Here is a 21996-nt window from a genome sequence, read left to right as displayed (position 1 = left end):
GTGCTCAAAGTCGTTGTAGCCGGTGATCTTGCAGAGGATAGCCCTGTTCGCGGTAGAAACGGAAACTCTCCCGCGCGGCCTGACGAATAGCCGGGTCTTCGACCACCACTTCCGCCACACGGGCAAACGCCTTGGCAAAGGGCGGTACTTTCAGGTCGAGGTTAACCAGCAAGTCATGATGATCGCCGCAGCTGTCGCCCAAACCCAGCGCAATCAGGCCTTCGGGTTCGGACTCGGCAGGGCCGTGTGGCACAAAGCTTTCGCCCTTGAAGCGCCACAGGCGGGCGTTGAGGTCTTCACGCTGGGCGGCATCGCTGCAATGCAGGTAGATGCGATGGCCCATGCGCCAGGCTTTTTCGGTGAGTTTGCAGGCAAAGTCCAGGCGCGCGGATGGATCGGCGCTGGGCAATATATAGAAGTCGACTTGGGTCATTGCGGTTCCTGATACCGGGGCGCCATGCAGGCCACCCCGGAATTTTCAGTTTCAGGCTTTGGCGCGATCCAGCAGGTACTGGGTCAACAGAGGAACCGGACGGCCACTGGCGCCCTTGTCCTTGCCGCCACTGGTCCAGGCCGTACCGGCGATGTCCAGGTGCGCCCAGTTGAAGTTCTTGGCGAAGCGCGACAGGAAGCAGGCTGCGGTGATGGTGCCGGCTTTAGGGCCGCCGATGTTGGCGATGTCGGCGAACGGGCTGTCCAGTTGTTCCTGGTACTCGTCGAACAGCGGCAGTTGCCAGGCTCGGTCGTCGGCAGCCTTGCCGGCGCTGAGCAGTTGTTCGATCAACTCGTCGTTGTTACCCAGCAGGCCCGAGGTGTGAGCGCCCAGGGCGACGACGCAGGCACCGGTCAAGGTGGCGATGTCGATCACGGCCTGTGGCTTGAAGCGTTCGGCGTAGGTGAGGGCATCGCACAGCACCAGACGGCCTTCGGCGTCGGTGTTGAGGATCTCGACGGTCTGGCCGCTCATGGTGGTGACGATGTCACCCGGGCGTGCAGCACCACCGCTCGGCATGTTCTCGGCGCAGGCCAGGATGCACACCAGGTTGATTGGCAGCTTGAGCTCCAGCACGGCACGCAGGGTGCCGAAAACGCTGGCGGCGCCGCCCATGTCGTACTTCATTTCGTCCATGCCGGCGCCCGGCTTGAGGCTGATGCCGCCGGTGTCGAAGGTGATGCCTTTGCCGACCAGCGCGTAAGGCTTCTCTGACTTCTTGCCGCCGTTGTATTGCATCACGATCAGGCGTGGCGGCTGGTCGCTGCCCTGGCCCACGGCATAGAACGAGCCCATGCCCAGTTCCTTGATCTTCTTCTCGTCCAGCACTTCAACCTTCAGGCCCTTGAACTCCTTGCCCAGCGCCTTGGCTTGTTCGCCCAGGTAGGTAGGGTGGCAGATGTTCGGCGGCAGGTTGCCCAGGTCGCGGGTAAACGACATGCCGTTGGCGATGGCGGTGGCGTGGGTAACGGCGCGCTCGACTTCAGCCTGGGCGGCCTTAATGGTCAGCAGGGTGATTTTTTTGATGGCGCGCGGTTCGGCCTTCTGGCTCTTGAACTGGTCGAAGACGTAACCGCCGTCCACCAGGCTTTCGGCCAGCAGGCGGGTCTTGCCATAGCTGTCGCGGCCTTTTACAACGATTTCGTCGAGGGCCAGTGCCGCATCGGTACCGCCCAGGCCTTTAAGGGTGGCGAGGATACCGCTGATGATCTTGCGGAACGGGCGGTCGCCCAGTTCGGTGTCTTTGCCCACGCCCACCAGCAATACGCGGTCGGCTTTAAGGTTGGGCAGGCTTTGCAGCAGCAGGCTTTGACCGACTTTGCCGGCCAGGTCGCCGCGCTTGAGGACCGCGCTGATGGCGCCGCCGCTCAGTTCGTCCAGTTGCTTGGCGGCGACGCCGAGCTTGCGCCCTTCGCCGACGGCGACCACGAGGGTGGCGGTTTTCAACGTTTCGGGGCTAACGCTTTTTACAACCAATTCCATTTTCGGGTCCCTTATTTAAGGTCTGTGAGCCTGGCGTCTGTACGCAGGCTTTGATGCTTGGCAGCTTTGTAAACCGCCCGCGACAAAGGCCGCAGTTTGAACCTCGCCAGAGCAGCCTGACAACCCTTGCAGCGCGCTTTGTGCACGCGCATGAGCAAGCACCGTGACAGGCGCGGATAATCACAGGATAATGCGCAATCTTTTTAGCCGGTCCGTGCATGCGGGTCGACTCGGTATGCTTGCTTGTTTGGCCGCCTTAGCCTGACAACCCTGGAGTGTCTGGTTTGATCGTCTTCCGTTATCTGTCCCGCGAAGTCCTGTTGACCCTGAGTGCCGTGAGTGCGGTCTTGCTGGTCATCACCATGAGTGGTCGTTTCGTCAAATTCCTCGCCCAGGCGGCTTCGGGCGCCCTGGATCCGGGCTCGTTGTTCCTGATCATGGGCTTTCGTCTGCCGGGTTTCCTGCAGTTGATCCTGCCGCTTGGCCTGTTTCTCGGCATCCTGCTGGCCTATGGCCGGCTTTACCTTGAAAGTGAAATGACCGTGCTCTCGGCCACCGGTATGAGCCAGCAGCGTCTGCTGGCCATGACCATGGTGCCGGCCACCGGCGTTGCGCTGGTGGTGGCCTGGTTGAGCATGAGTCTTGCGCCCCAGGGGGCCATGCAGTTCCAACTGCTGCTGAACAAGCAGGACGCGATGACCGAGTTCGATACCCTGGAGCCCGGGCGCTTCCAGGCGCTCAACGACGGCACGCGGGTCACCTATACCGAAACCATGACGGAAGATCGCTCTAACCTGGGCGGTGTGTTCATCTCGCAGAAAAACCTCGGCCTGAACCAGAAAGACCGGGGTATTTCGATTCTGGTAGCCAACAGCGGCCGTCAGGAAATACGCGCTGACGGCAACCGCTACCTGATCCTGGAAAATGGCTATCGCTACGACGGCAGCCCTGGGATGGCGGACTATCGGGCGGTCAAATACGACACTTATGGCGTAATGCTGGCCAAACCGGACATCAGTGAAGAGGTCACCGACCGCGATGCACTGCCGACGCTATCGCTGATCGGTAATCCCGACCTGCGCTCCGTTGCCGAGCTGCAATGGCGACTCTCGCTGCCGCTGCTGGTGTTTATCGTGACGTTGATGGCCGTACCGCTGTCGCGGGTCAACCCGCGGCAGGGCCGCTTCCTCAAGCTGTTGCCGGCGATCCTGCTGTACATGGCTTACCTGACCATCCTGATTTCTGCCCGTGGCTCCCTGGAGAAGGGCAAGCTGTCGCCAGCCCTGGGCCTGTGGTGGGTGCACGGGATCTTCCTGGCGATCGGCCTGGGGCTGCTCTACTGGGAACCTATCCGTTTGAAAATGAAGAGCCGTCGTGGCCTGAAGGAGTTGGCTCGTGGCTAAGCTCGACCGCTACATTGGTAGCAGCGTACTGATCGCCATCCTGGCGGTATTGGGCATCATCCTTGGCCTGGCTTGCCTGTTTGCCTTTATTGATGAAGTGAGCAACGTCACCGACACCTATACGGTCACCAACGTACTGAGCTACGTGGCGCTGACCGCGCCGCGTCGTCTCTACGACATGATGCCGATGGCGGCGCTGATCGGTTGCCTGATCGGCCTGGGCAGCCTGGCCAGCAGCAGCGAACTGACCATCATGCGGGCGGCGGGCGTTTCCATCGGCCGCATCGTCTGGGCGGTCATGAAACCCATGCTGTTGCTGATGGCGTGCAGTGTGTTGATCGGTGAGTACGTGGCGCCACCGACCGAAGCCACGGCCCAGGCCAATCGTGCGCTGGCCCAGGGTTCGGGGGATGCGCAGAGCGCCAGGCACGGCCTGTGGCACCGCCAGGGTGATGAGTTTATCCACATCAACGCCGTGCAGCCGGGCGGTTTGTTGGTGGGTGTGACGCGTTATACGTTCGACAAAGAGCGGCATATGCTGACCTCCAGTTTCTCCAGGCGTGCGCAGTACGACGAGGGGAAATGGGAGCTGTACGATGTCACCACGACGTACTTCCGTAATGTGGGGCAGGGCACCAAGGCCTACACCGAAGTGATCAATGTGCCGTCCGAGCAGTGGGACATTGCCCTGAAGCCGGAACTGCTCAATACCGTGGTGATGATCCCGGAAAGCCTGCCGATCTCCGGTTTGTGGAGTTATATCCACTACCTCAAGGATCAGGGCCTGAACAACGGCCGTTACTGGCTGGCATTTTGGGTCAAGGTGTTGCAGCCGCTGGTCACCGCCGCACTGGTGTTGATGGCTATTTCGTTCATCTTCGGCCCGCTGCGTTCGGTAACGCTCGGCCAGCGGGTATTTACCGGCGTGCTGGTGGGCTTTACCTTCCGCATCGCCCAGGACCTGCTTGGGCCGTCGAGCCTGGTATTCGGTTTCTCGCCGCTGTTTGCGGTGCTGGTGCCGACGGCTATTTGTGCCGTGGCCGGGTTCTGGCTGTTGCGCCGGGCCGGTTGATACCGCGCTTATGCACAAAAAATGCCCCGCTCCCATGAGCGGGGCATTTTTGTTCTGGTCAGCAAAGATGACGCCCGGCCCGAGCATCAGGTACAATTCCCGGCTATTTTTCAGCGGGCAATCTGCCTGCAGCCTTTTTGAGTGTTGATCCGTGAGTGATTTGAGTCATATCCGCAATTTCTCCATCATCGCCCACATTGACCATGGTAAGTCGACGCTGGCCGATCGATTCATCCAGATGTGCGGCGGCCTTGCCGAGCGTGAAATGGAAGCCCAGGTACTGGACTCCATGGACCTCGAGCGCGAGCGCGGCATCACCATCAAGGCCCACAGCGTTACCCTGTACTACACCGCAAAAGACGGTATCAAGTACCAGCTGAACTTCATTGACACCCCGGGCCACGTTGACTTCACCTACGAAGTCAGCCGTTCGCTGGCGGCCTGTGAAGGTGCCTTGCTGGTGGTCGATGCCGGCCAGGGCGTTGAAGCCCAGTCCGTGGCCAACTGCTACACCGCGATCGAGCAGGGCCTTGAGGTCATGCCGGTACTGAACAAGATCGACCTGCCCCAGGCCGATCCTGACCGCGTTAAAGAAGAAATCGAAAAAATCATCGGCATTGACGCCACCGACGCCGTCGAGTGCAGCGCCAAGACCGGCCTGGGCGTTGACGAAGTGCTCGAACGCCTGGTCAAGACCATTCCTGCGCCGACCGGCAACTACGAAGATCCGCTGCAAGCGTTGATCATCGACTCCTGGTTCGACAACTACCTGGGCGTTGTTTCCCTGGTGCGCGTGCGCCACGGCCGTGTGAAGAAGGGCGACAAGATTCTGGTCAAATCCACCGGCAAGATCCACTTGGTGGACAGCGTCGGTGTATTCAACCCGAAACACACGGCTACCACCGACCTCAAGGCCGGTGAAGTGGGCTTCATCATCGCCGGTATCAAGGACATTCACGGTGCGCCGGTGGGTGACACCCTGACCTTGAGTTCCACCCCTGACGTCGACGTGCTGCCGGGCTTCAAACGCATCCAGCCGCAGGTTTACGCCGGCCTGTTCCCGGTCAGCTCCGACGACTTCGAAGATTTCCGCGAAGCGCTGCAGAAGCTCACCCTCAACGACTCGTCGTTGCAGTACACCCCGGAAAGCTCCGACGCCCTGGGCTTCGGCTTCCGTTGCGGGTTCCTGGGCATGCTGCACATGGAGATCATCCAGGAGCGCCTTGAGCGCGAATACGACCTGGACCTGATCACCACGGCGCCAACGGTTATTTTTGAGCTGGCGCTGAAAACCGGTGAAACGATTTACGTCGACAACCCGTCCAAGCTTCCGGATCTGTCCTCCATCGAAGACATGCGCGAGCCGATCGTGCGGGCCAATATCCTGGTTCCGCAAGAGCACTTGGGCAACGTTATTACCCTGTGTATCGAAAAACGTGGCGTGCAGCACGACATGTTGTTCCTTGGTACCCAGGTGCAAGTGACCTACGATTTGCCGATGAACGAAGTGGTTCTGGACTTCTTCGACCGTCTCAAATCCACCAGTCGCGGCTATGCTTCGCTGGATTACCATTTCGACCGTTACCAATCGGCTAATCTGGTGAAACTGGATGTGCTGATCAACGGCGACAAGGTGGATGCACTGGCACTGATCGTGCACAAGGACAACGCGCACTACAAAGGTCGCCAGTTGACCGAAAAGATGAAAGAACTGATTCCGCGCCAGATGTTCGATGTTGCGATCCAGGCCGCCATTGGCGGGCAGATCATTGCACGGACCTCCGTCAAGGCACTCAGAAAGAACGTACTGGCCAAATGCTACGGCGGTGACGTAAGCCGTAAGCGCAAGCTGCTTGAGAAGCAAAAGGCCGGTAAAAAACGCATGAAGCAAGTGGGCAACGTGGAAATTCCACAAGAAGCCTTCCTTGCAGTGCTCAGGTTGGATAGTTAGGTCCTATGTCACTAAATTTCCCGCTGTTGCTGGTCATCGCCGTTGCTGTTTGCGGACTCCTGGCGTTGCTCGATCTGGTGTTCTTCGCCCCGCGTCGGCGGGCGGCGATCGCCTCGTATCAGGGCAGCGTCAGCCAGCCCGATGCGGTGGCGATCGAGAAACTGAACAAAGAGCCTTTGCTGGTTGAATACGGCAAGTCGTTCTTCCCGGTGTTGTTCATCGTGCTGGTGCTGCGTTCGTTCCTGGTGGAGCCGTTTCAGATCCCTTCGGGCTCGATGAAACCCACCCTGGACGTGGGCGACTTCATCCTGGTGAACAAGTTTTCCTACGGGATCCGCCTGCCGGTGCTCGACAAAAAGGTCATCCCGGTCGGTGATCCGCAGCGCGGCGATGTGATGGTGTTCCGCTACCCAAGCGACCCCAACGTCAACTACATCAAGCGTGTCGTCGGCTTGCCGGGCGATGTGATTCGCTACACCAGCGACAAGCGCCTGTTCGTCAACGGTGAGTCGGTAGCCGAGAAGTTGATCGGCACCGAGCCGAACACCCTGGGCAGCGCTGAGCTGTATCAGGAAAAACTCGGCGCGGTCGAGCACCAGATCCGCAAGGAAATGAGTCGCTACCGCTCGCCGCCCGACACCGAATGGAAAGTGCCGGCCGGGCACTACTTCATGATGGGCGACAACCGCGACAACTCCAACGACAGCCGCTATTGGGATGACCCTAATATTCCCAAGGACCTGCTGGGCATGGTTCCCGACGAGAACATTGTCGGCAAGGCCTTTGCGGTCTGGATGAGCTGGCCCGAACCCAAGCTCAGCCACCTGCCGAACTTCTCGCGGGTCGGGCTGATCAAGTAATACAGGCGGCGCTGTGAACACAGCGCCGAATGCTTTTCTGGGGTTGGGACAATCATTGACCTGACCCCTTGCTGTACCAATCAGGATTTGAATTTGAACACTGCGTCAATCGTCGATGGCCGCCGGTGCCACCAAACAGATATGGGTAAACCGTGAGCGTTTCTCTAAGCCGTCTCGAGCGCCAGCTCGGCTACACCTTCAAGGACCAGGAATTGATGGTCCTTGCCCTCACACACCGCAGCTTTGCAGGGCGCAATAACGAGCGCCTGGAATTCCTCGGTGATGCCATCCTCAACTTTGCCGCCGGTGAGGCGCTGTTCGAGCGTTTCCCGCAAGCGCGCGAAGGCCAGCTGTCACGCTTGCGTGCACGCCTGGTCAAAGGCGAGACACTGGCCGTGCTGGCCCGTGGTTTCGGCTTGGGCGAGTACCTGCGTCTGGGTTCCGGCGAACTGAAAAGCGGCGGTTTCCGCCGCGAGTCGATCCTGGCCGATGCCCTCGAAGCGTTGATCGGTGCGATCTACCTTGATGCAGGCATGGAGACCGCCAAAGAGCGCGTAGTCGCCTGGCTGGCGTCGGAGATCGAGAGCCTGACGCTGGTCGACACCAACAAAGATCCCAAGACCCGCCTGCAGGAATACTTGCAGTCGCGTGGTTGTGAACTGCCACGCTACGAAGTGGTGGATATCCAGGGTGAGCCGCATTGCCGCGTGTTTTTCGTGGAATGTGAAATCACCTTATTGAATGAAAAAAGCCGAGGTCAGGGTGTGAGCCGTCGTATTGCCGAGCAGGTAGCGGCCGCTGCAGCACTGATTGCCCTGGGCGTGGAGAATGGCCATGACTGATTCAACCGCAACACGCTGTGGCTATGTTGCCATCGTCGGCCGCCCGAACGTGGGCAAGTCCACGCTGCTGAACCACATCCTCGGCCAGAAGCTGGCGATCACCTCGCGCAAGCCGCACCCCCCCCGCCACAACATGCTGGGCATCAAGACCGAAGGCACCGTGCAAGCGGTCTACGTCGACACCCCAGGCATGCACAAAGGTGGCGAGAAGGCGCTGAACCGCTACATGAACAAAACCGCTTCGGCGGCGTTGAAAGACGTCGACGTGGTTATTTTCGTGGTCGACCGCACCAAGTGGACCGACGAAGACCAGATGGTTCTGGAACGTGTGCAGTACGTCACCGGCCCGTTGATCGTCGCGCTGAACAAGACCGACCGCATCGAAGACAAGGCCGAGCTGATGCCGCACCTGAGCTGGCTGCAGGAACAACTGCCGAACGCCCAGATCATGCCGATTTCGGCCCAGCACGGCCACAACCTGGACGCCCTGGAACGCGTGATCGCCCAGCACCTGCCGGAGAACGAGCACTTCTTCCCGGAAGACCAGATCACCGACCGCAGCAGCCGCTTCCTGGCTGCCGAACTGGTACGCGAGAAAATCATGCGCCAGATGGGCGCCGAGCTGCCGTACCAGATCACCGTCGAAATCGAAGAGTTCAAGCAGCAGGGCAAAACCCTGCATATCCACGCGTTGATCCTCGTTGAACGTGACGGCCAGAAGAAAATCATCATTGGCGACAAGGGCGAGCGCATCAAGCGCATCGGCACCGAAGCGCGCAAGGACATGGAATTGCTGTTTGATTCCAAGATCATGCTTAACCTGTGGGTGAAGGTTAAAGGTGGTTGGTCCGATGATGAGCGCGCGCTGCGTTCCCTGGGCTACGGCGACCTGTAACACCCCGCAGTATCTCTGTGGGAGCGGGCTTGTGTGGGAGCTGGCTTGCCTGCGATAGCATCACCCTGGTCTACCTGATAGACCGAGGTGCCTGCATCGCGGGCAAGCCCGCTCCCACATTGGTTTGTCGCTGTTCTTAAGTTCTGCGAAGAGACTTGCATGTCCCAATCCCCACCCCCCAGCCAACTCGCCTACGTGCTGCACAGCCGCGCCTACCGCGAGACCAGCGCTTTGGTGGATTTCCTCACGCCCCAAGGCCGCTTGCGCGCGGTGTTGCGCAGTGCGCGGGGCAAGGCGGGCACGCTGGCACGGCCGTTTGTGGCGCTGGACGTGGAGTTTCGTGGCAAGGGCGAGCTGAAAAACGTTGGCCGCCTGGAAAGCGTCGGCACCTCGGCCTGGCTCAATGGCGAAGCGCTCTTCAGCGGGCTTTACCTTAATGAGCTGCTGATCCGCCTGCTGCCCGCCGAAGACCCGCACCCCGCCGTCTTCGATCACTATGCCGCCACGCTGGTAGCCCTGGCCGAAGGTCGCCCGCTGGAGCCGCTGCTGCGCGCCTTCGAATGGCGGCTGCTCGACGACCTGGGCTACGGCTTCGAACTGAGCAATGACCTGCACGGCGATCCCATCGCCGCCGACGGCATGTACCGCCTGCAAGTCGACGCCGGGCTTGAGCGCGTGTACCTGCTGCAACCGGGCCTGTTCCAGGGCACCGAGCTGTTGGCCATGAGCGAAGCCGACTGGAGCGCCCCTGGCGCCTTGTCCGCTGCCAAACGCTTGATGCGCCAGGCGCTGGCCGTGCATCTGGGCGGGCGCCCGCTGGTCAGTCGCGAGTTGTTTCGAAAGCCCTGACAACCCCGTGTATGCTGTGCAGCGTTTCTTTCCCTTTTCAGGAGCGCTTCCGTGACCACCAGCAATCGCATTCTTCTTGGCGTCAACATCGACCACGTCGCCACCCTGCGCCAGGCCCGGGGCACCCGTTACCCCGACCCGGTCAAGGCCGCGCTGGACGCCGAAGAAGCGGGCGCCGACGGCATCACCGTGCACCTGCGCGAAGACCGCCGTCACATCCAGGAGCGCGATGTACTGGTGCTCAAGGACGTGCTGCAAACCCGCATGAACTTCGAGATGGGCGTCACCGAAGAAATGATGGCGTTCGCCGAGCGCATCCGCCCGGCGCACATCTGCCTGGTGCCGGAAACCCGCCAGGAACTCACCACCGAAGGCGGCCTCGACGTGGCCGGCCAGGAAGCGCGGATCAAGGCGGCGGTAGAGCGCCTGTCGAAGATCGGCAGCGAAGTGTCGCTGTTCATCGATGCCGACGAGCGCCAGATCGAAGCCTCGCGTCGCGTTGGCGCGCCGGCGATCGAACTGCACACCGGCCGTTACGCCGATGCCACCACGCCCACCGAAGTGGCCGAGGAGCTGCAGCGCATCATCGACGGCGTCAAGTGCGGCCTCAGTGAAGGCCTGATCGTCAACGCCGGCCATGGCCTGCACTACCACAACGTTGAAGCCGTGGCCGCGATCAAGGGCATCAACGAGCTGAACATCGGCCACGCGCTGGTGGCGCATGCGCTGTTCGTCGGTTTCAAAGGCGCGGTTGCCGAGATGAAAGCCCTGATTCTGGCGGCTGCCAAGCACTGATCAGACACTGGAAATCTCCTGTGGAGCCGGCTTGTGTGGGAGCGGGCTTGCCTGCGATAGCATCACCTCGGTAAAACTGAAAAACCGAGGCGCCTGCATCGCGGGCAAGCCCGGCTCCCACACAAGCCAGCTCCCATAGGAAATCTCCAGAGGCTTAACCAGCGTTTTCGCCATGCGGCAATGCGAAGCCTTACTGTTTAGCCGATGCAGGTGTATCGTATCTGCCCTTTGCGGGCCCCTGGCCTGCGGCCGATACGTGAGGTTGTTGTGTCCCGATCCTTTTCCCGTCGACAAATCCTGGGTGGCCTGGCAGGCCTGGCCGTCGTGGGCGTCGGTGCCGGGGGCGCCTATCGCTACTGGCTGGGGAAAGTCGCCGAGGCGCAGGCGGGCCACGATTACGAGTTGATCGCAGCGCCGCTGGATGTGGAACTGGTGCCCGGCCACAAGACCGAAGCCTGGGCGTTCGGCCCTTCGGCGCCGGGTACCGAGTTGCGTGTGCGCCAGGGCGAGTGGCTGCGGGTGCGTTTTATCAACCACCTGCCGGTCGCCACCACCATTCACTGGCACGGCATCCGTTTGCCGCTGGAAATGGACGGTGTGCCCTACGTTTCGCAACTGCCGGTACTGCCCGGTGAATATTTCGACTACAAATTCCGCGTGCCCGATGCCGGCAGCTACTGGTATCACCCGCACGTGAACAGCAGCGAAGAACTCGGCCGTGGCCTGGTCGGCCCGCTGATTGTCGAAGAGCGCGAGCCCACCGGTTTCAAACACGAATGCACCTTGAGCCTGAAAAGCTGGCACGTGGACGAAGAGGGCGCATTCGTCGCCTTCAGTGTGCCCCGTGAAGCGGCGCGTGGTGGCACGGCCGGGCGGTTGTCGACCATCAATGGCGTGCCCCAGGCGGTGATTGACCTGCCTGCCGGGCAGATCACCCGTGTGCGCTTGCTCAACCTCGACAACACCCTGACGTATCGCCTCAATATCCCCGACGTTGAAGCGCAGATCTACGCACTGGATGGCAACCCCATCGAGCCGCGCCCACTGGGCAAGGAATACTGGCTGGGCCCAGGCATGCGCATTTGCCTGGCGATCAAGGCCCCGCCGGCGGGTGAAGAACTGTCGATCCGTAACGGCCCGGTGCGCCTCGGCACTTTCCGTTCAGTGGCCAATACCGACGCACCCACCGAATGGCCGCCCGCGCTGCCTGCCAACCCGATTGCCGAGCCGGACCTGGCGAATGCCGAGAAACTCAACTTCAATTTCGAGTGGGTCGGCAGCGTGTCGGTGGATGACGGCAAACCGCCGAGCCTGTGGCAGATCAACGGCAAGGCCTGGGACATCACCGACAAGACCTGCGCCGACCGCCCGATTGCCAAGCTGGAGAAGGGCAAAAGCTACATTTTTGAATTGAAGAACATGACCCAGTACCAGCACCCGATCCACCTGCACGGCATGAGCTTCAAGGTGATCGCCTCGAACCGCCACAAGGTGGTCCCGTATTTCACCGACACCTACCTGCTCGGCAAAAACGAGCGTGCGCGCGTGGCGTTGGTGGCCGATAACCCAGGCGTGTGGATGTTTCACTGCCACGTGATCGACCATATGGAAACCGGCCTGATGGCCGCCATCGAGGTGGCGTGATGCGCCAGATTCGCCCCGCGGCGATTATCGACCGCAGCCGTGACCAGCACTTCATGCGTGAAGCCCTGGCCCTTGCCGCCCAAGGTGCCGAACTGGGCGAAGTGCCCGTGGGCGCGGTGCTGGTGCAGGACGGTGAAATCATCGGCCGTGGCTTCAACTGCCCCATCAGCGGCAACGACCCCAGCGCCCATGCCGAAATGGTCGCCATCCGCGCCGCCGCGCAGGCGATCAGTAACTATCGGCTGGTGGGCAGCACGCTGTATGTGACGCTGGAGCCGTGCAGCATGTGCGCTGGGTTGATCGTGCATTCGCGCATCGCGCGGGTGGTGTACGGCGCGCTGGAGCCCAAGGCCGGGATTGTGCAAAGCCAGGGGCAGTTTTTTACCCAGGGTTTTTTGAATCACCGGGTGCTGTATGAAGGCGGGGTGTTGGCCGAGGAATGCGGCACGGTGCTGAGTGAGTTCTTCAAGGCCCGCAGAGCTCGTTAATGATCGTTCCCACGCTCCGCGTGGGAATGCCTCTTGTGACGCTCTGCGTCACGCTTTGGGACGCAGAGCGTCCCTGGCTGCATTCCCACGCGGAGCGTGGGAATGATCTGTTTGGGGCTACTTTTTGGCGATGATCACCGCCCGCATTGGCGCCGGCAGCCCTTCGATGGTCTTGCTGTGATCCTCCGGGTCCAAAAAATCACTCAGCGACTGATACTTCATCCACTCCGTGCCGCGTTGTTCCGCAACCGTGGTCACACTCACATCCACACAACGCACTTCGCTGAAACCCGCGCGGCGCAGCCACAGCATCAGCGCCGGCACCGACGGCAGGAACCACACGTTGCGCATCTGCGCGTAGCGGTCTTCCGGCACCAGCACTTGCTGCTGGTCGCCGTCCACGACCAGGGTTTCCAGCACCAGCTCGCCACCTTTGACCAGGGTGTCCTTGAGCGCCAGCAGATGCTCGATCGGCGAACGGCGGTGATAAAACACGCCCATGGAAAACACCGTATCGAAGCCTTCCAGGTTCGACGGCAGGTCTTCAAACGGGAACGGCAAGTGCCAGGCCTTCGGTTCGGACAAGTAGCGCTGCACCGCCTGGAACTGGCAGAAAAACAGCCAGTTCGGGTCAACGCCAATCACGCTGTCGGCGCCCGCGCCGAGCATGCGCCACATGTAGTAGCCGTTGCCGCAACCCACATCGAGGATGCGCTTGCCCTTCAAATCCAGGTGCGGCGCCACCCGTGACCACTTCCAGTCCGAACGCCATTCGGTGTCCACGTGCACGCCGAACAGGTTGAACGGGCCTTTACGCCACGGGCTCAGGCCCATCAGCGCGGTGTGCATTTGCGCGCGGGTAGCGTCGTCGCAATCGGTATCCAGCGTCAGGCCATTGAGCAAATCGACGTCGCTGGGCTGGATCTGCGGCAGTGCGTCCAGCGCACTCTGCCAGCGCTCCAGGTCGCCATGACCCTTTTCCATCTTGCTGTCGAGCTGCGCTTGCAGGCCCTGGGCCCACACGGCCAGAGGAGTGCCGACCAAATGGCGGGCGAGGGGGGACAAATCAATCATGGCAAGGCAATCAACGAGGCAAAGTTAAGACACTGGAACCACGGCACGACTTTCGAGAACCCGGCCGCCAGCAAGCGTTCGCGGTGTTCTTCGAGGCTGTCGGGCTTCATGACGTTTTCGATGGCGCTGCGCTTCTGGGCAATTTCCAGTTCGCTGTAGCCGTTGGCGCGTTTGAAGGCGATATGCAGATCGGTGAGCAGCGCGTGTTCTTCGGGATCGTTGAAACGCAGCTTTTCCGAGAGGATCAACGCCCCGCCTGGCAGCAGCGACTGGCGGATACGCCCGAGCAACGCCAGGCGTTGGTCGGGCGCGATAAATTGCAGGGTGAAGTTCAACGCCACCACTGAAGCGGGCTGGAATTGCAGCGCGAGAATGTCGCCCTCGATCACCTCAACCGGCAGCAACTCCTGGAACATCGAGTCTTGCCCGTTGAGGTATTCGCGGCAACGCTCGACCATCGCTGCGGAGTTATCCACCGCAATCACTCGGCAGCCGTCGGTGCGCACGTGGCGACGCAACGCTTGGGTCACTGCGCCAAGGGACGAACCGAGGTCGTAGAGCACGCTGCCCGGTTGGGCAAATTGCGCCGCGAGCACGCCGAGGTTCTCGACGATGGTCGGGTAACCCGGCACCGAGCGCTTGATCATGTCCGGGAACACCCGCACCACGTCCTCGTTAAAGGCGAAGTCCGGCACCTGGGGCAGGGGCTGGGCGAATAGGCGATCGGGTTCTTTGCTCACGGTTGTTCCGGCGACGAGGGGGAAAGGCCGGCATTTTAGCCAAGTTGGCCCTCGTGTGCGCGGGTTGTCTGATGGAAAGCCGAGGCCGTGATGCCCCACTGGCCGAGCCAGTAGGTGATGATCAGCAAATACGGCGCCGCATCGAAGGCCAGCACAAACCGATTGATGCCGATCAGGGTGTCGGAAAACACAAACGACACCGCCCCCGCTGCCGCAAGCCCGGCCGAGCGTTTCGGCACCTCACTGCCCAGCCGCGCGAGTGCGCGCCAGAGCATGGCACTGATCACCAGCGCGTAAACCACCACCGGCACCAACAAGTCGCCCAGGCCGTGGGAAATCAGAATGCTCAACAAAATCGCACCGACCGCCAGCGCCAATACCAAGGGCAACACCGCCAGGCGGCGGCAATCGCTGAAATAAGCTTTCAAATACGCCAGGTGCGCAAACAGGAACGCGCCAAGGCCAAAGATAAACAGGTCGCCCGGCCAGGCGAGCAGCACATCGCCGACCAGGGAAAAAATCAGCCCCAGGCTGATCCAGCGTCGATAGTCGGTGGGCGGCGCATCATGCAGCCAGCCCAGCAGTGCCAGCACCGGCAGCGGTTTGACCAGCAGGCACAACAAGGTGGCGTGGGTGGTCAGGCCATAGATAAAGGTGCCGGCGCCCATCAGCGCGAGGATCAGCCATGGCATATCAGTTCACCGTAATGGCGCAGTCGAAGGTTTCGGCTGGTTCGGCTTCCGGCTCCCAGGGTTGCTGGGAGGTCAGGCGCAAACGGCCTTGACCCGCCGCGAAGGCCTGGAAGCGCCAGGTCGACTGGCCGCCGCCCCCGATCACACCGGATTCGCTGCTGCTGTAGACCTCCGGGCTCAAAGCGCGCAACACGCCGCCGGCAGAATCCTGGATGGCCCAGCGGTAGCCGGTGGTGGGGTTGCTCGGCAAGGTAAGGATCAGGTTTTGCCCGGTTTTAAGCTGGAGCGGGCAGGCGCTCTGGTTATCCACGCTGACGTTTTGCTTGGGGGCACTGGCGCATCCGGCCAGCAGGGCAAGGCTCAAGGGGAGAAACAGGCGGGCAGCGGTCATGGGGGCTCCGTTCATTCACGACGAAGGGCGAGCATAACCGAAGATGAGACAGGGTGTGACAAGCGGGGAGATCGTTCCCACGCTCCGCGTGGGAATGCAGCAAGGGACGCTCTGCGTCCCAACAGCGGACGCAGAGCGTCCAGCGAGGCATTCCCACGCAGAGCGTGGGAACGATCTGATCAGAACAAGACCTTCGCCACATCCGCAAAACGCTTGGCAAAGTGCACCGTCATGCCTTCCTTCAGGTACTCCGGCAACTCCTCAAAGCTGCCACGGTTCGGCTCCGGCAAAATCAACTCATGAATCTTCTGGCGCCGCGCCGCGATCACCTTCTCGCGTACCCCGCCAATCGGCAGTACATGCCCGGTCAAGGTCAGCTCGCCGGTCATGGCCACGCCTTTTTTCGGCGGCTGGTTGCGCGCCAGCGACAGCAGCGCACTGGCCATGGTCACACCCGCGCTCGGGCCATCTTTGGGTGTCGCACCTTCCGGCACGTGCAGGTGCACGAAGGCTTCATCGAAGAACTTCGGATCCCCACCAAACGACTTCAGGTTCGAGCTGATGTAGCTGTAGGCAATCTCGGCGGACTCTTTCATCACTTCACCCAACTGCCCGGTGAGTTTGAAGCCGCGGTTGAGCGTATGAATGCGCGTTGCCTCAATCGGCAAGGTCGCGCCGCCCATGCTGGTCCAGGCCAGGCCGGTGATCACACCGGTGCCGGACAGCACTTGCTCGTTGCGGAACACCGGCATGCCCAATGAGCTTTCCAGGTCCTTGTTGCCGATCTTGATCACCGAGGCCGGCTCATCCAGCAACTTGACCACCGCCTTGCGCACCAGTTTGCCCAGCTGTTTCTCCAGCTGGCGCACCCCGGCTTCCCGCGCATAACCGTCGATCAAGGCGCGCAGGGCGCCGTCGCTGATGCTCAGGCTGGTTTTCGCCACGCCGGCTTTTTCCAACTGCTTGGGCCATAAGTGGCGCTTGGCGATGGCGACTTTTTCTTCGGTGATATAGCCCGACAGGCGAATCACTTCCATCCGGTCCAGCAATGGGCCGGGGATCGAGTCCAGGGTGTTGGCGGTGCACACGAACAGCACTTTGGACAGGTCCAGGCGCAGGTCCAGGTAGTGGTCGAGGAATTCGACGTTCTGCTCAGGGTCCAGGGTTTCCAGCAGCGCCGACGCCGGGTCGCCCTGGAAGCTCTGGCCCATCTTGTCGATCTCGTCGAGCATGATCACCGGGTTCATCACTTCCACATCTTTAAGCGCCTGCACCAGTTTGCCCGGCAGGGCGCCGATGTAGGTGCGGCGATGGCCCTTGATCTCGGCCTCATCGCGCATGCCGCCGACGCTGAAGCGGTAGAACGGCCGGCCCAGGGATTCGGCAATGGATTTACCCACACTGGTCTTACCCACACCCGGCGGCCCCACCAGCAGCACGATGGACCCGGCGACTTCGCCCTTATAGGCACCCACCGCCAGGAACTCGAGGATACGGCTCTTGATATCGTCAAGGCCCGCATGGTGCTTATCCAGCACCTTGCGTGCGTGTTTGAGGTCGAGTTTGTCCTCGCCATACACGCCCCACGGCACGGAAGTGGCCCAGTCCAGGTAGTTGCGCGTAACCGCGTATTCCGGCGATCCGGTTTCCAGGATCGACAGTTTGTTCATTTCTTCACTGATGCGTTTCTGCGCCTGGGTCGGCAACACTTTGCCCACCAGGCGTTGCTCGAACTGTTCGACGTCGGCGCTGCGGTCGTCCTTGGTCAAGCCCAGCTCTTGCTGGATGACCTTGAGTTGTTCCTTGAGGAAGAACTCGCGCTGATGCTCACCGATTTTGCGGTTCACCTCGGCGGAAATCTCTTTTTGCAGGCGCGCAACTTCAACTTCCTTGCGCAGCATCGGCAGCACTTTTTCCATGCGCTTGAGCATGGGCACGCAGTCCAGCACTTCCTGCAACTCGTTACCGGTGGCCGAGGTGAGCGCGGCGGCGAAGTCGGTGAGCGGTGACGGGTCGTTGGGGCTGAAGCGGTTGAGGTAGTTCTTCAACTCTTCGCTGTACAGCGGGTTGAGCGGCAACAGCTCTTTGATCGCGTTGATCAGCGCCATGCCGTAGGCCTTGACCTCATCGGTCGGCTCGGTGGGCTGGTGCGGGTATTCGACTTCCACCAGGTACGGCGGGCGATGGTGCTTGAGCCAGGTCTTGATGCGCACGCGGGTCAGGCCCTGGGCGACAAATTGCAGCTTGCCGTTTTCGCGGCTGGCGTGGTGCACCTTCACCAGCGTGCCGTACAGCGGCAGGCTGGAGGTGTCGAAGTGGCGCGGGTCTTCGGGGGGCGTGTCCATGAAAAACAGCGCGAGCGAGTGGTGGTCGGATTTGCTCACCAGCTCCAGGGTTTCGGCCCACGGCTCTTCGTTGACGATGACCGGCAATACCTGCGCCGGGAAAAACGGCCGGTTGTGGATCGGGATGATATAGACCTTGTCCGGCAGGTTTTGCCCAGGCAGGGCCAGGCCGGTGTTGGACGAGGTTTCGTGTTCAGCGTTTTCAGGGTCGGCGTAATCGTTCAGGTCGATGTCCGGGAATTCTTGCTGGTCGCTCATGGGGCACCTGCATAAGGAAGTATGCAGGTTAGATGGGGCGGGGTTGCGGTGGTTTCAATGGTGGGCGTGAGATAGCAACATATTGCATGAAATTTCTAAAACGACGCTGAGTCCATGTGGGGGCTGGCAAGCCAGCTCCCACATTTCAGATCGAGGGAAGTCAGCTGATTTTGTGCAGGTAGGCCGGCAGCGGCTGCTCCGGTAATACCGACAGCACCTTAAGCCGTTGCAACATCCGCTGCCGCGCCCGCTGCAAATGCTCGCGCAAGTTCAGCGCCGCCGCATCAAATGCCCCATGCAGCAACAACTCCAGAATCAGGCGATGTTCGGCGAGCATGGCAGGATCTGCGCCGATCCCCAGTAAACGGTAAAAAATACGACTGATGATCATCGGGCTCTGGCCCTGGCGGATCAGCGCGGCGATCTTGCGGTTTTGCAAGCCCGCCAGGCAGCGTTGGTGCAAGTCTTCTTCGATCTGCTCGATGGTTTCCAGGCTGCAGTGCGGGCTTTGCTGGGCCTCCAGCACGCGCTGCAACATCGCTTCGAGCAGCTCGCGGTCCAGGTTTGGCGCGCTCTGGCGCAGCGCCTCGGGTTCCAGGCAAGCGCGCAATTCGTAGTCTTCGGTGACTTCCCGCGCGGTCAATGGCCCGGCCAGCCACTGGGAGTAGGGTTCTTTTTCCACCAGGCCACGGTCGCGCAGGCGCATCAGCGCTTCACGCACCACGGCACGGCTGACGCCGTAGTGGTCGGCGGCGGCTTGCTCGTCCAGGCGGTAATGGCCAAAAGCGATGCAGGTGGACAGCGCCGCGCCGATTTCCTCGACGATCCGCTCACCCAGCGGCCGCGTATCCACCCACTCAGCCTCTCCATCAAGGCCCAGATGCGCCTGGCTCAGGGGCAAGCGCAGCGGCTCCATGGCCAGGCCTTTGGGGTTGATCAGGTAACCCCGGCCATTGAAGCGGCAGATCAGGCCCTCGTCATGCAGCAGGTCCAGAGCCTTGCGCACCGGCACGCGGCTGGTGCCGAAGAGTTCGGCCAGGGGCGCTTCCAGCAGCACCAGCCCATGGCGCGCGGTGCCGTTGACGATCGCATTACGCAACACTTGGTGAATCATCGCGTAACGGGAGGCCGAGGCGGACACTGCTTTCATCGTGTTCTCTTGGGCGTGTAGGAAAGTGGCCGGGGATTCTCTCATAGATGAGCCTGTCACTCCGCGCCACAGTGGTGGCACTTTTTTGGGGCCGGAAAGAGAAAAACGTTACTTTTCGCACCAAAATGTATTTATTAATAAAAGATACATTATTTCAATTGGGGCTAGCCTCATCACTCACGTCACTTTTTTTTACAGACCGCAAAACCATCTATCCCGCAGTTGTTGGCGATAAACCTAACGGGCACGACAACAGGTCCAAAGAGACTGGCACGAAATCTGCCTTTGTAAAATGTACATTTTATTAATATGTACGTTTTATGAGGGTCATCTTGATGTCAGACGCCACCTCAATGGCCCAGGACTTTGCCAGCGGTCGCAACGACCCGGTGCAGGCGCTGGAACAGGCACTCGTCCACGCGAGCATGGCGCCCAGTGTGTTTATTTCCCTGACCGCCCAGCGCGCACGCCGTGAGGCCGAGGCGGCAGCCGCGCGCTGGCGTGCCGGCCAGCCCTTAAGCTTATTCGACGGCGTGCCATTGGCCTGGAAGGATTTGTTCGACGTGGCCGGCAGCATCACCACCGCAGGCGCTGCCTATCGCCGCAACGCTGCGCCGGCCTTGATCGATGCGCCCAGTGTGGGGCTGTTGTGCCGCGCCGGAATGGTCAGCCTCGGCAAGACCAACCTCAGCGAACTGGCGTATTCCGGGCTGGGCCTGAACCCGCATTTCGGCACGCCCCATAACCCCAGTGGCAGCGATCAACCGCGTATCCCCGGCGGCTCTTCGTCGGGCTCGGCGGTCGCGGTGGCGGCGGGGATCGTGCCCATCGCCATGGGCACCGACACGGCCGGCTCGATTCGCATTCCCGCAGCGCTCAATGGTGTGGTGGGCTATCGCAGCAGTTGTCGACGCTACAGCCGCGACGGCGTATTCCCGTTGGCGCACACCCTCGACAGCCTCGGCCCGCTGACCCGCAGCGTACGCGATGCGCTGGCCATCGACGACCTGCTCAACGGCCGCACGCAACAGCACGTCGCCCGTAGCCTCAAGGGCCAGCGTTTTGTGCTTGAGCAGGGCGCGCTGGAAGACATCGAGCCTGCCGTGCGCAATAACCTGCTGCGCGCGGTGGACCAGCTCAAGGCCGCCGGTGCGCTGATCGAGGTGCGCGCATCAGCCACCTTCCAGGCCACCCTCAACCTGATCAAGCAGGACGGCTGGCTCGGCTCATTCGAAGCCTTTGCCCTGCACGAAAACCTGTTGGACAGCAGCGATGCCGAGCAACTCGACCCGCGTGTGCGCCGGCGCCTGGAGGCCGCACGTGAATTGCCCGCCAGCCAATTGCTGCACCTGATCGACGCGCGCCGCCGCTTGCAGCTCCAACTGGTCGATGAGCTCGACGGCGCCGTGCTCATCACCCCGACGGTCGCCCATGTCGCCCCGGCGCTGGCACCGCTGCAAGCCGACGACGAGCTGTTCGTCAAAACCAACCTCGCCACCCTGCGCCTGACCATGCCCGGCAGTTTGCTCGACATGCCTGGCGTCAGCCTGCCCAGCGGCCGTGACGCCCTGGGCTTGCCCACCGGCCTGCTGCTCAGCACTCCGAGTGGCGAAGACGCGCGCCTGCTCAGGGCCGCGCTGTCGGTCGAAACCACCCTGAACTTTTAAGGAGACATACCATGGCTAAAGACATTCTCTGTGCATTTGGCGTCGACGTAGACGCCGTCGCCGGCTGGCTCGGTTCCTACGGCGGTGAAGACTCGCCGGACGACATCTCCCGCGGCCTGTTCGCGGGTGAAATCGGCGCGCCGCGCCTGCTCAAACTGTTCGAGCGCTACGGCCTGCGCACCACCTGGTTTATCCCCGGCCACTCGATGGAAACCTTCCCCGAGCAGATGAAAGCGGTGGCCGACGCCGGCCACGAAATCGGCGTGCACGGCTACAGCCACGAAAACCCGATTGCGATGACCGCCGAGCAGGAAGAGATCGTGCTGGATAAATCCATCGAGCTGATCACTCAAGCCACCGGCAAACGCCCGACCGGTTATGTCGCGCCCTGGTGGGAATTCAGCAAGGTCACCAACGAGCTGCTGCTGAAAAAAGGCATCAAGTACGACCACAGCCTGATGCACAACGACTTCCACCCGTACTACGTGCGCAAGGGCGACAGCTGGACCAAGATCGATTACAGCCAGCACCCGGATACCTGGATGAAACCTTTGGTGCGCGGCGAAGAAACCGACCTGGTGGAAATCCCGGCCAACTGGTACCTCGACGACCTGCCGCCAATGATGTTCATCAAAAAAGCCCCCAACAGCCACGGCTTCGTCAACCCGCGTCACCTGGAAGAAATGTGGCGCGACCAGTTCGACTGGGTCTACCGCGAACACGAACACGCGGTGTTCACCATGACCATCCACCCCGACGTGTCCGGCCGCCCGCAAGTGCTGTTGATGCTCGAGCGCCTGATCGAACACATCCAGAGCCATGCCGGCGTGCGCTTCGTCACCTTTGACGAAATTGCCGACGACTTTATCCGCCGCCAACCGCGTACCTGACCCCTTTGCCCATCC

20 protein-coding genes are annotated in these 21996 nt (G+C 61.3%); 12 read left to right on the top strand and 8 right to left on the bottom strand.

The window, feature by feature from the left end:
- Positions 1-4: 4 nt before the first annotated feature.
- Positions 5-433 (bottom strand): DNA polymerase III subunit chi, encoded by a 429-nt coding sequence (locus AOA59_RS04245; RefSeq protein WP_099486071.1) that lies wholly within the window; start codon positions 431-433, stop codon positions 5-7.
- A 51-nt stretch (positions 434-484) separates the two neighbouring features.
- Positions 485-1975 carry a leucyl aminopeptidase gene (locus AOA59_RS04240; RefSeq protein WP_065912666.1) on the bottom strand — a complete coding sequence of 497 codons (1491 nt, stop codon included), beginning with the start codon at positions 1973-1975 and terminating at the stop codon, positions 485-487.
- A gap of 284 nt (positions 1976-2259) precedes the next feature.
- Here AOA59_RS04240 and lptF point away from each other — a divergent pair, with 284 nt between their 5' ends.
- From lptF to tadA, 10 genes are all read left to right on the top strand, one after another.
- Entirely contained in the window at positions 2260-3378 is a 1119-nt protein-coding gene (lptF, locus tag AOA59_RS04235; protein ID WP_065912667.1) for an LPS export ABC transporter permease LptF, read from the top strand.
- Complete coding sequence (lptG, locus tag AOA59_RS04230) at positions 3371-4450, top strand: LPS export ABC transporter permease LptG (protein ID WP_065912669.1); 1080 nt, start codon at positions 3371-3373, stop codon at positions 4448-4450. Before lptF ends, lptG begins: the two co-directional genes overlap by 8 nt.
- Positions 4451-4601: 151 nt before the next feature.
- Positions 4602-6401: a translation elongation factor 4 gene (gene lepA / locus AOA59_RS04225; protein WP_003210439.1), complete on the top strand. Its 1800-nt coding sequence runs from the start codon at positions 4602-4604 to the stop codon at positions 6399-6401.
- 5 nt (positions 6402-6406) lie between these two features.
- Entirely contained in the window at positions 6407-7261 is an 855-nt protein-coding gene (gene lepB, locus AOA59_RS04220; protein ID WP_017136294.1) for a signal peptidase I, read from the top strand.
- 152 nt (positions 7262-7413) lie between these two features.
- On the top strand, positions 7414-8103 hold the full coding sequence (gene rnc, locus AOA59_RS04215) for a ribonuclease III (RefSeq protein WP_017136295.1): 690 nt from the start codon (positions 7414-7416) through the stop codon (positions 8101-8103).
- The gene (gene era, locus AOA59_RS04210) at positions 8096-8998 is read left to right on the top strand and encodes a GTPase Era (protein ID WP_099486070.1); all 903 of its coding nucleotides are present in this window, start codon (positions 8096-8098) and stop codon (positions 8996-8998) included. The genes rnc and era overlap by 8 nt, the downstream gene beginning before the upstream one ends.
- A 159-nt stretch (positions 8999-9157) precedes the next feature.
- Complete coding sequence (recO, locus tag AOA59_RS04205) at positions 9158-9847, top strand: DNA repair protein RecO (RefSeq protein WP_099486068.1); 690 nt, start codon at positions 9158-9160, stop codon at positions 9845-9847.
- 51 nt (positions 9848-9898) lie between these two features.
- Positions 9899-10642, top strand: coding sequence for a pyridoxine 5'-phosphate synthase (gene pdxJ / locus AOA59_RS04200; RefSeq protein ID WP_058421492.1), 744 nt, complete (start codon positions 9899-9901; stop codon positions 10640-10642).
- Positions 10643-10909: 267 nt separating this feature from the next.
- Positions 10910-12286 (top strand): multicopper oxidase family protein, encoded by a 1377-nt coding sequence (locus AOA59_RS04195; protein WP_099486311.1) that lies wholly within the window; start codon positions 10910-10912, stop codon positions 12284-12286.
- Complete coding sequence (gene tadA / locus AOA59_RS04190) at positions 12286-12774, top strand: tRNA adenosine(34) deaminase TadA (protein ID WP_065912675.1); 489 nt, start codon at positions 12286-12288, stop codon at positions 12772-12774. Before AOA59_RS04195 ends, tadA begins: the two co-directional genes overlap by 1 nt.
- Before the next feature lie 117 nt (positions 12775-12891).
- On the opposite strand, the gene cmoB is transcribed toward tadA, so the two are convergent.
- The 6 genes from cmoB to AOA59_RS04155 all read right to left on the bottom strand — a co-directional run bounded on the left by cmoB (position 12892) and on the right by AOA59_RS04155 (position 19424).
- Positions 12892-13848, bottom strand: a complete 957-nt coding sequence (gene cmoB, locus AOA59_RS04185; protein WP_099486066.1) for a tRNA 5-methoxyuridine(34)/uridine 5-oxyacetic acid(34) synthase CmoB — start codon at positions 13846-13848, stop codon at positions 12892-12894.
- A complete protein-coding gene (gene cmoA, locus AOA59_RS04180; protein WP_056858881.1) occupies positions 13845-14588 on the bottom strand; it encodes a carboxy-S-adenosyl-L-methionine synthase CmoA in 744 nt (247 codons plus the stop codon). The genes cmoB and cmoA overlap by 4 nt, the downstream gene beginning before the upstream one ends.
- Positions 14589-14623: 35 nt before the next feature.
- Positions 14624-15280, bottom strand: coding sequence for a lysoplasmalogenase (locus AOA59_RS04175; RefSeq protein ID WP_065912681.1), 657 nt, complete (start codon positions 15278-15280; stop codon positions 14624-14626).
- A 1-nt stretch (position 15281) separates the two neighbouring features.
- Entirely contained in the window at positions 15282-15671 is a 390-nt protein-coding gene (locus AOA59_RS04170) for a protease inhibitor I42 family protein (protein WP_056858879.1), read from the bottom strand.
- A gap of 179 nt (positions 15672-15850) precedes the next feature.
- On the bottom strand, positions 15851-18274 hold the full coding sequence (gene lon / locus AOA59_RS04160) for an endopeptidase La (RefSeq protein WP_065912685.1): 2424 nt from the start codon (positions 18272-18274) through the stop codon (positions 15851-15853).
- A gap of 160 nt (positions 18275-18434) precedes the next feature.
- On the bottom strand, positions 18435-19424 hold the full coding sequence (locus tag AOA59_RS04155; protein WP_099486062.1) for a GntR family transcriptional regulator: 990 nt from the start codon (positions 19422-19424) through the stop codon (positions 18435-18437).
- Positions 19425-19759: 335 nt separating this feature from the next.
- Between AOA59_RS04155 and AOA59_RS04150 the strand changes: the two genes are divergently transcribed.
- The gene (locus tag AOA59_RS04150) at positions 19760-21091 is read left to right on the top strand and encodes an amidase (RefSeq protein WP_099486061.1); all 1332 of its coding nucleotides are present in this window, start codon (positions 19760-19762) and stop codon (positions 21089-21091) included.
- Between the two features lie 11 nt (positions 21092-21102).
- Positions 21103-21981 carry a polysaccharide deacetylase gene (locus AOA59_RS04145; RefSeq protein ID WP_099486059.1) on the top strand — a complete coding sequence of 293 codons (879 nt, stop codon included), beginning with the start codon at positions 21103-21105 and terminating at the stop codon, positions 21979-21981.
- Positions 21982-21996: the final 15 nt, after the last annotated feature.

Origin of the sequence: Pseudomonas sp. 2822-15 (genome assembly GCF_002742515.1) — a bacterium.
GTDB classification, from domain to species: Bacteria; Pseudomonadota; Gammaproteobacteria; order Pseudomonadales; family Pseudomonadaceae; genus Aquipseudomonas; species Aquipseudomonas salomonii.
This window is presented reverse-complemented; position numbering and strand designations above follow the sequence as displayed.

Excerpts from the sequence above, each read along its gene's own strand:
- tadA (WP_065912675.1), top strand. The coding sequence starts at position 12,286 with ATGCGCCAGATTCGCCCCGCGGCGATTATCGACCGCAGCCGTGACCAG.
- lon (WP_065912685.1), bottom strand. The coding sequence starts at position 18,274 with ATGAGCGACCAGCAAGAATTCCCGGACATCGACCTGAACGATTACGCC.
- AOA59_RS04155 (WP_099486062.1), bottom strand. The coding sequence starts at position 19,424 with ATGAAAGCAGTGTCCGCCTCGGCCTCCCGTTACGCGATGATTCACCAA.
- AOA59_RS04150 (WP_099486061.1), top strand. The coding sequence starts at position 19,760 with ATGTCAGACGCCACCTCAATGGCCCAGGACTTTGCCAGCGGTCGCAAC.
- recO (WP_099486068.1), top strand. The coding sequence starts at position 9,158 with ATGTCCCAATCCCCACCCCCCAGCCAACTCGCCTACGTGCTGCACAGC.
- AOA59_RS04240 (WP_065912666.1), bottom strand. The coding sequence starts at position 1,975 with ATGGAATTGGTTGTAAAAAGCGTTAGCCCCGAAACGTTGAAAACCGCC.
- lepB (WP_017136294.1), top strand. The coding sequence starts at position 6,407 with ATGTCACTAAATTTCCCGCTGTTGCTGGTCATCGCCGTTGCTGTTTGC.
- AOA59_RS04170 (WP_056858879.1), bottom strand. The coding sequence starts at position 15,671 with ATGACCGCTGCCCGCCTGTTTCTCCCCTTGAGCCTTGCCCTGCTGGCC.
- AOA59_RS04245 (WP_099486071.1), bottom strand. The coding sequence starts at position 433 with ATGACCCAAGTCGACTTCTATATATTGCCCAGCGCCGATCCATCCGCG.
- AOA59_RS04175 (WP_065912681.1), bottom strand. The coding sequence starts at position 15,280 with ATGCCATGGCTGATCCTCGCGCTGATGGGCGCCGGCACCTTTATCTAT.
- era (WP_099486070.1), top strand. The coding sequence starts at position 8,096 with ATGACTGATTCAACCGCAACACGCTGTGGCTATGTTGCCATCGTCGGC.
- AOA59_RS04145 (WP_099486059.1), top strand. The coding sequence starts at position 21,103 with ATGGCTAAAGACATTCTCTGTGCATTTGGCGTCGACGTAGACGCCGTC.
- cmoB (WP_099486066.1), bottom strand. The coding sequence starts at position 13,848 with ATGATTGATTTGTCCCCCCTCGCCCGCCATTTGGTCGGCACTCCTCTG.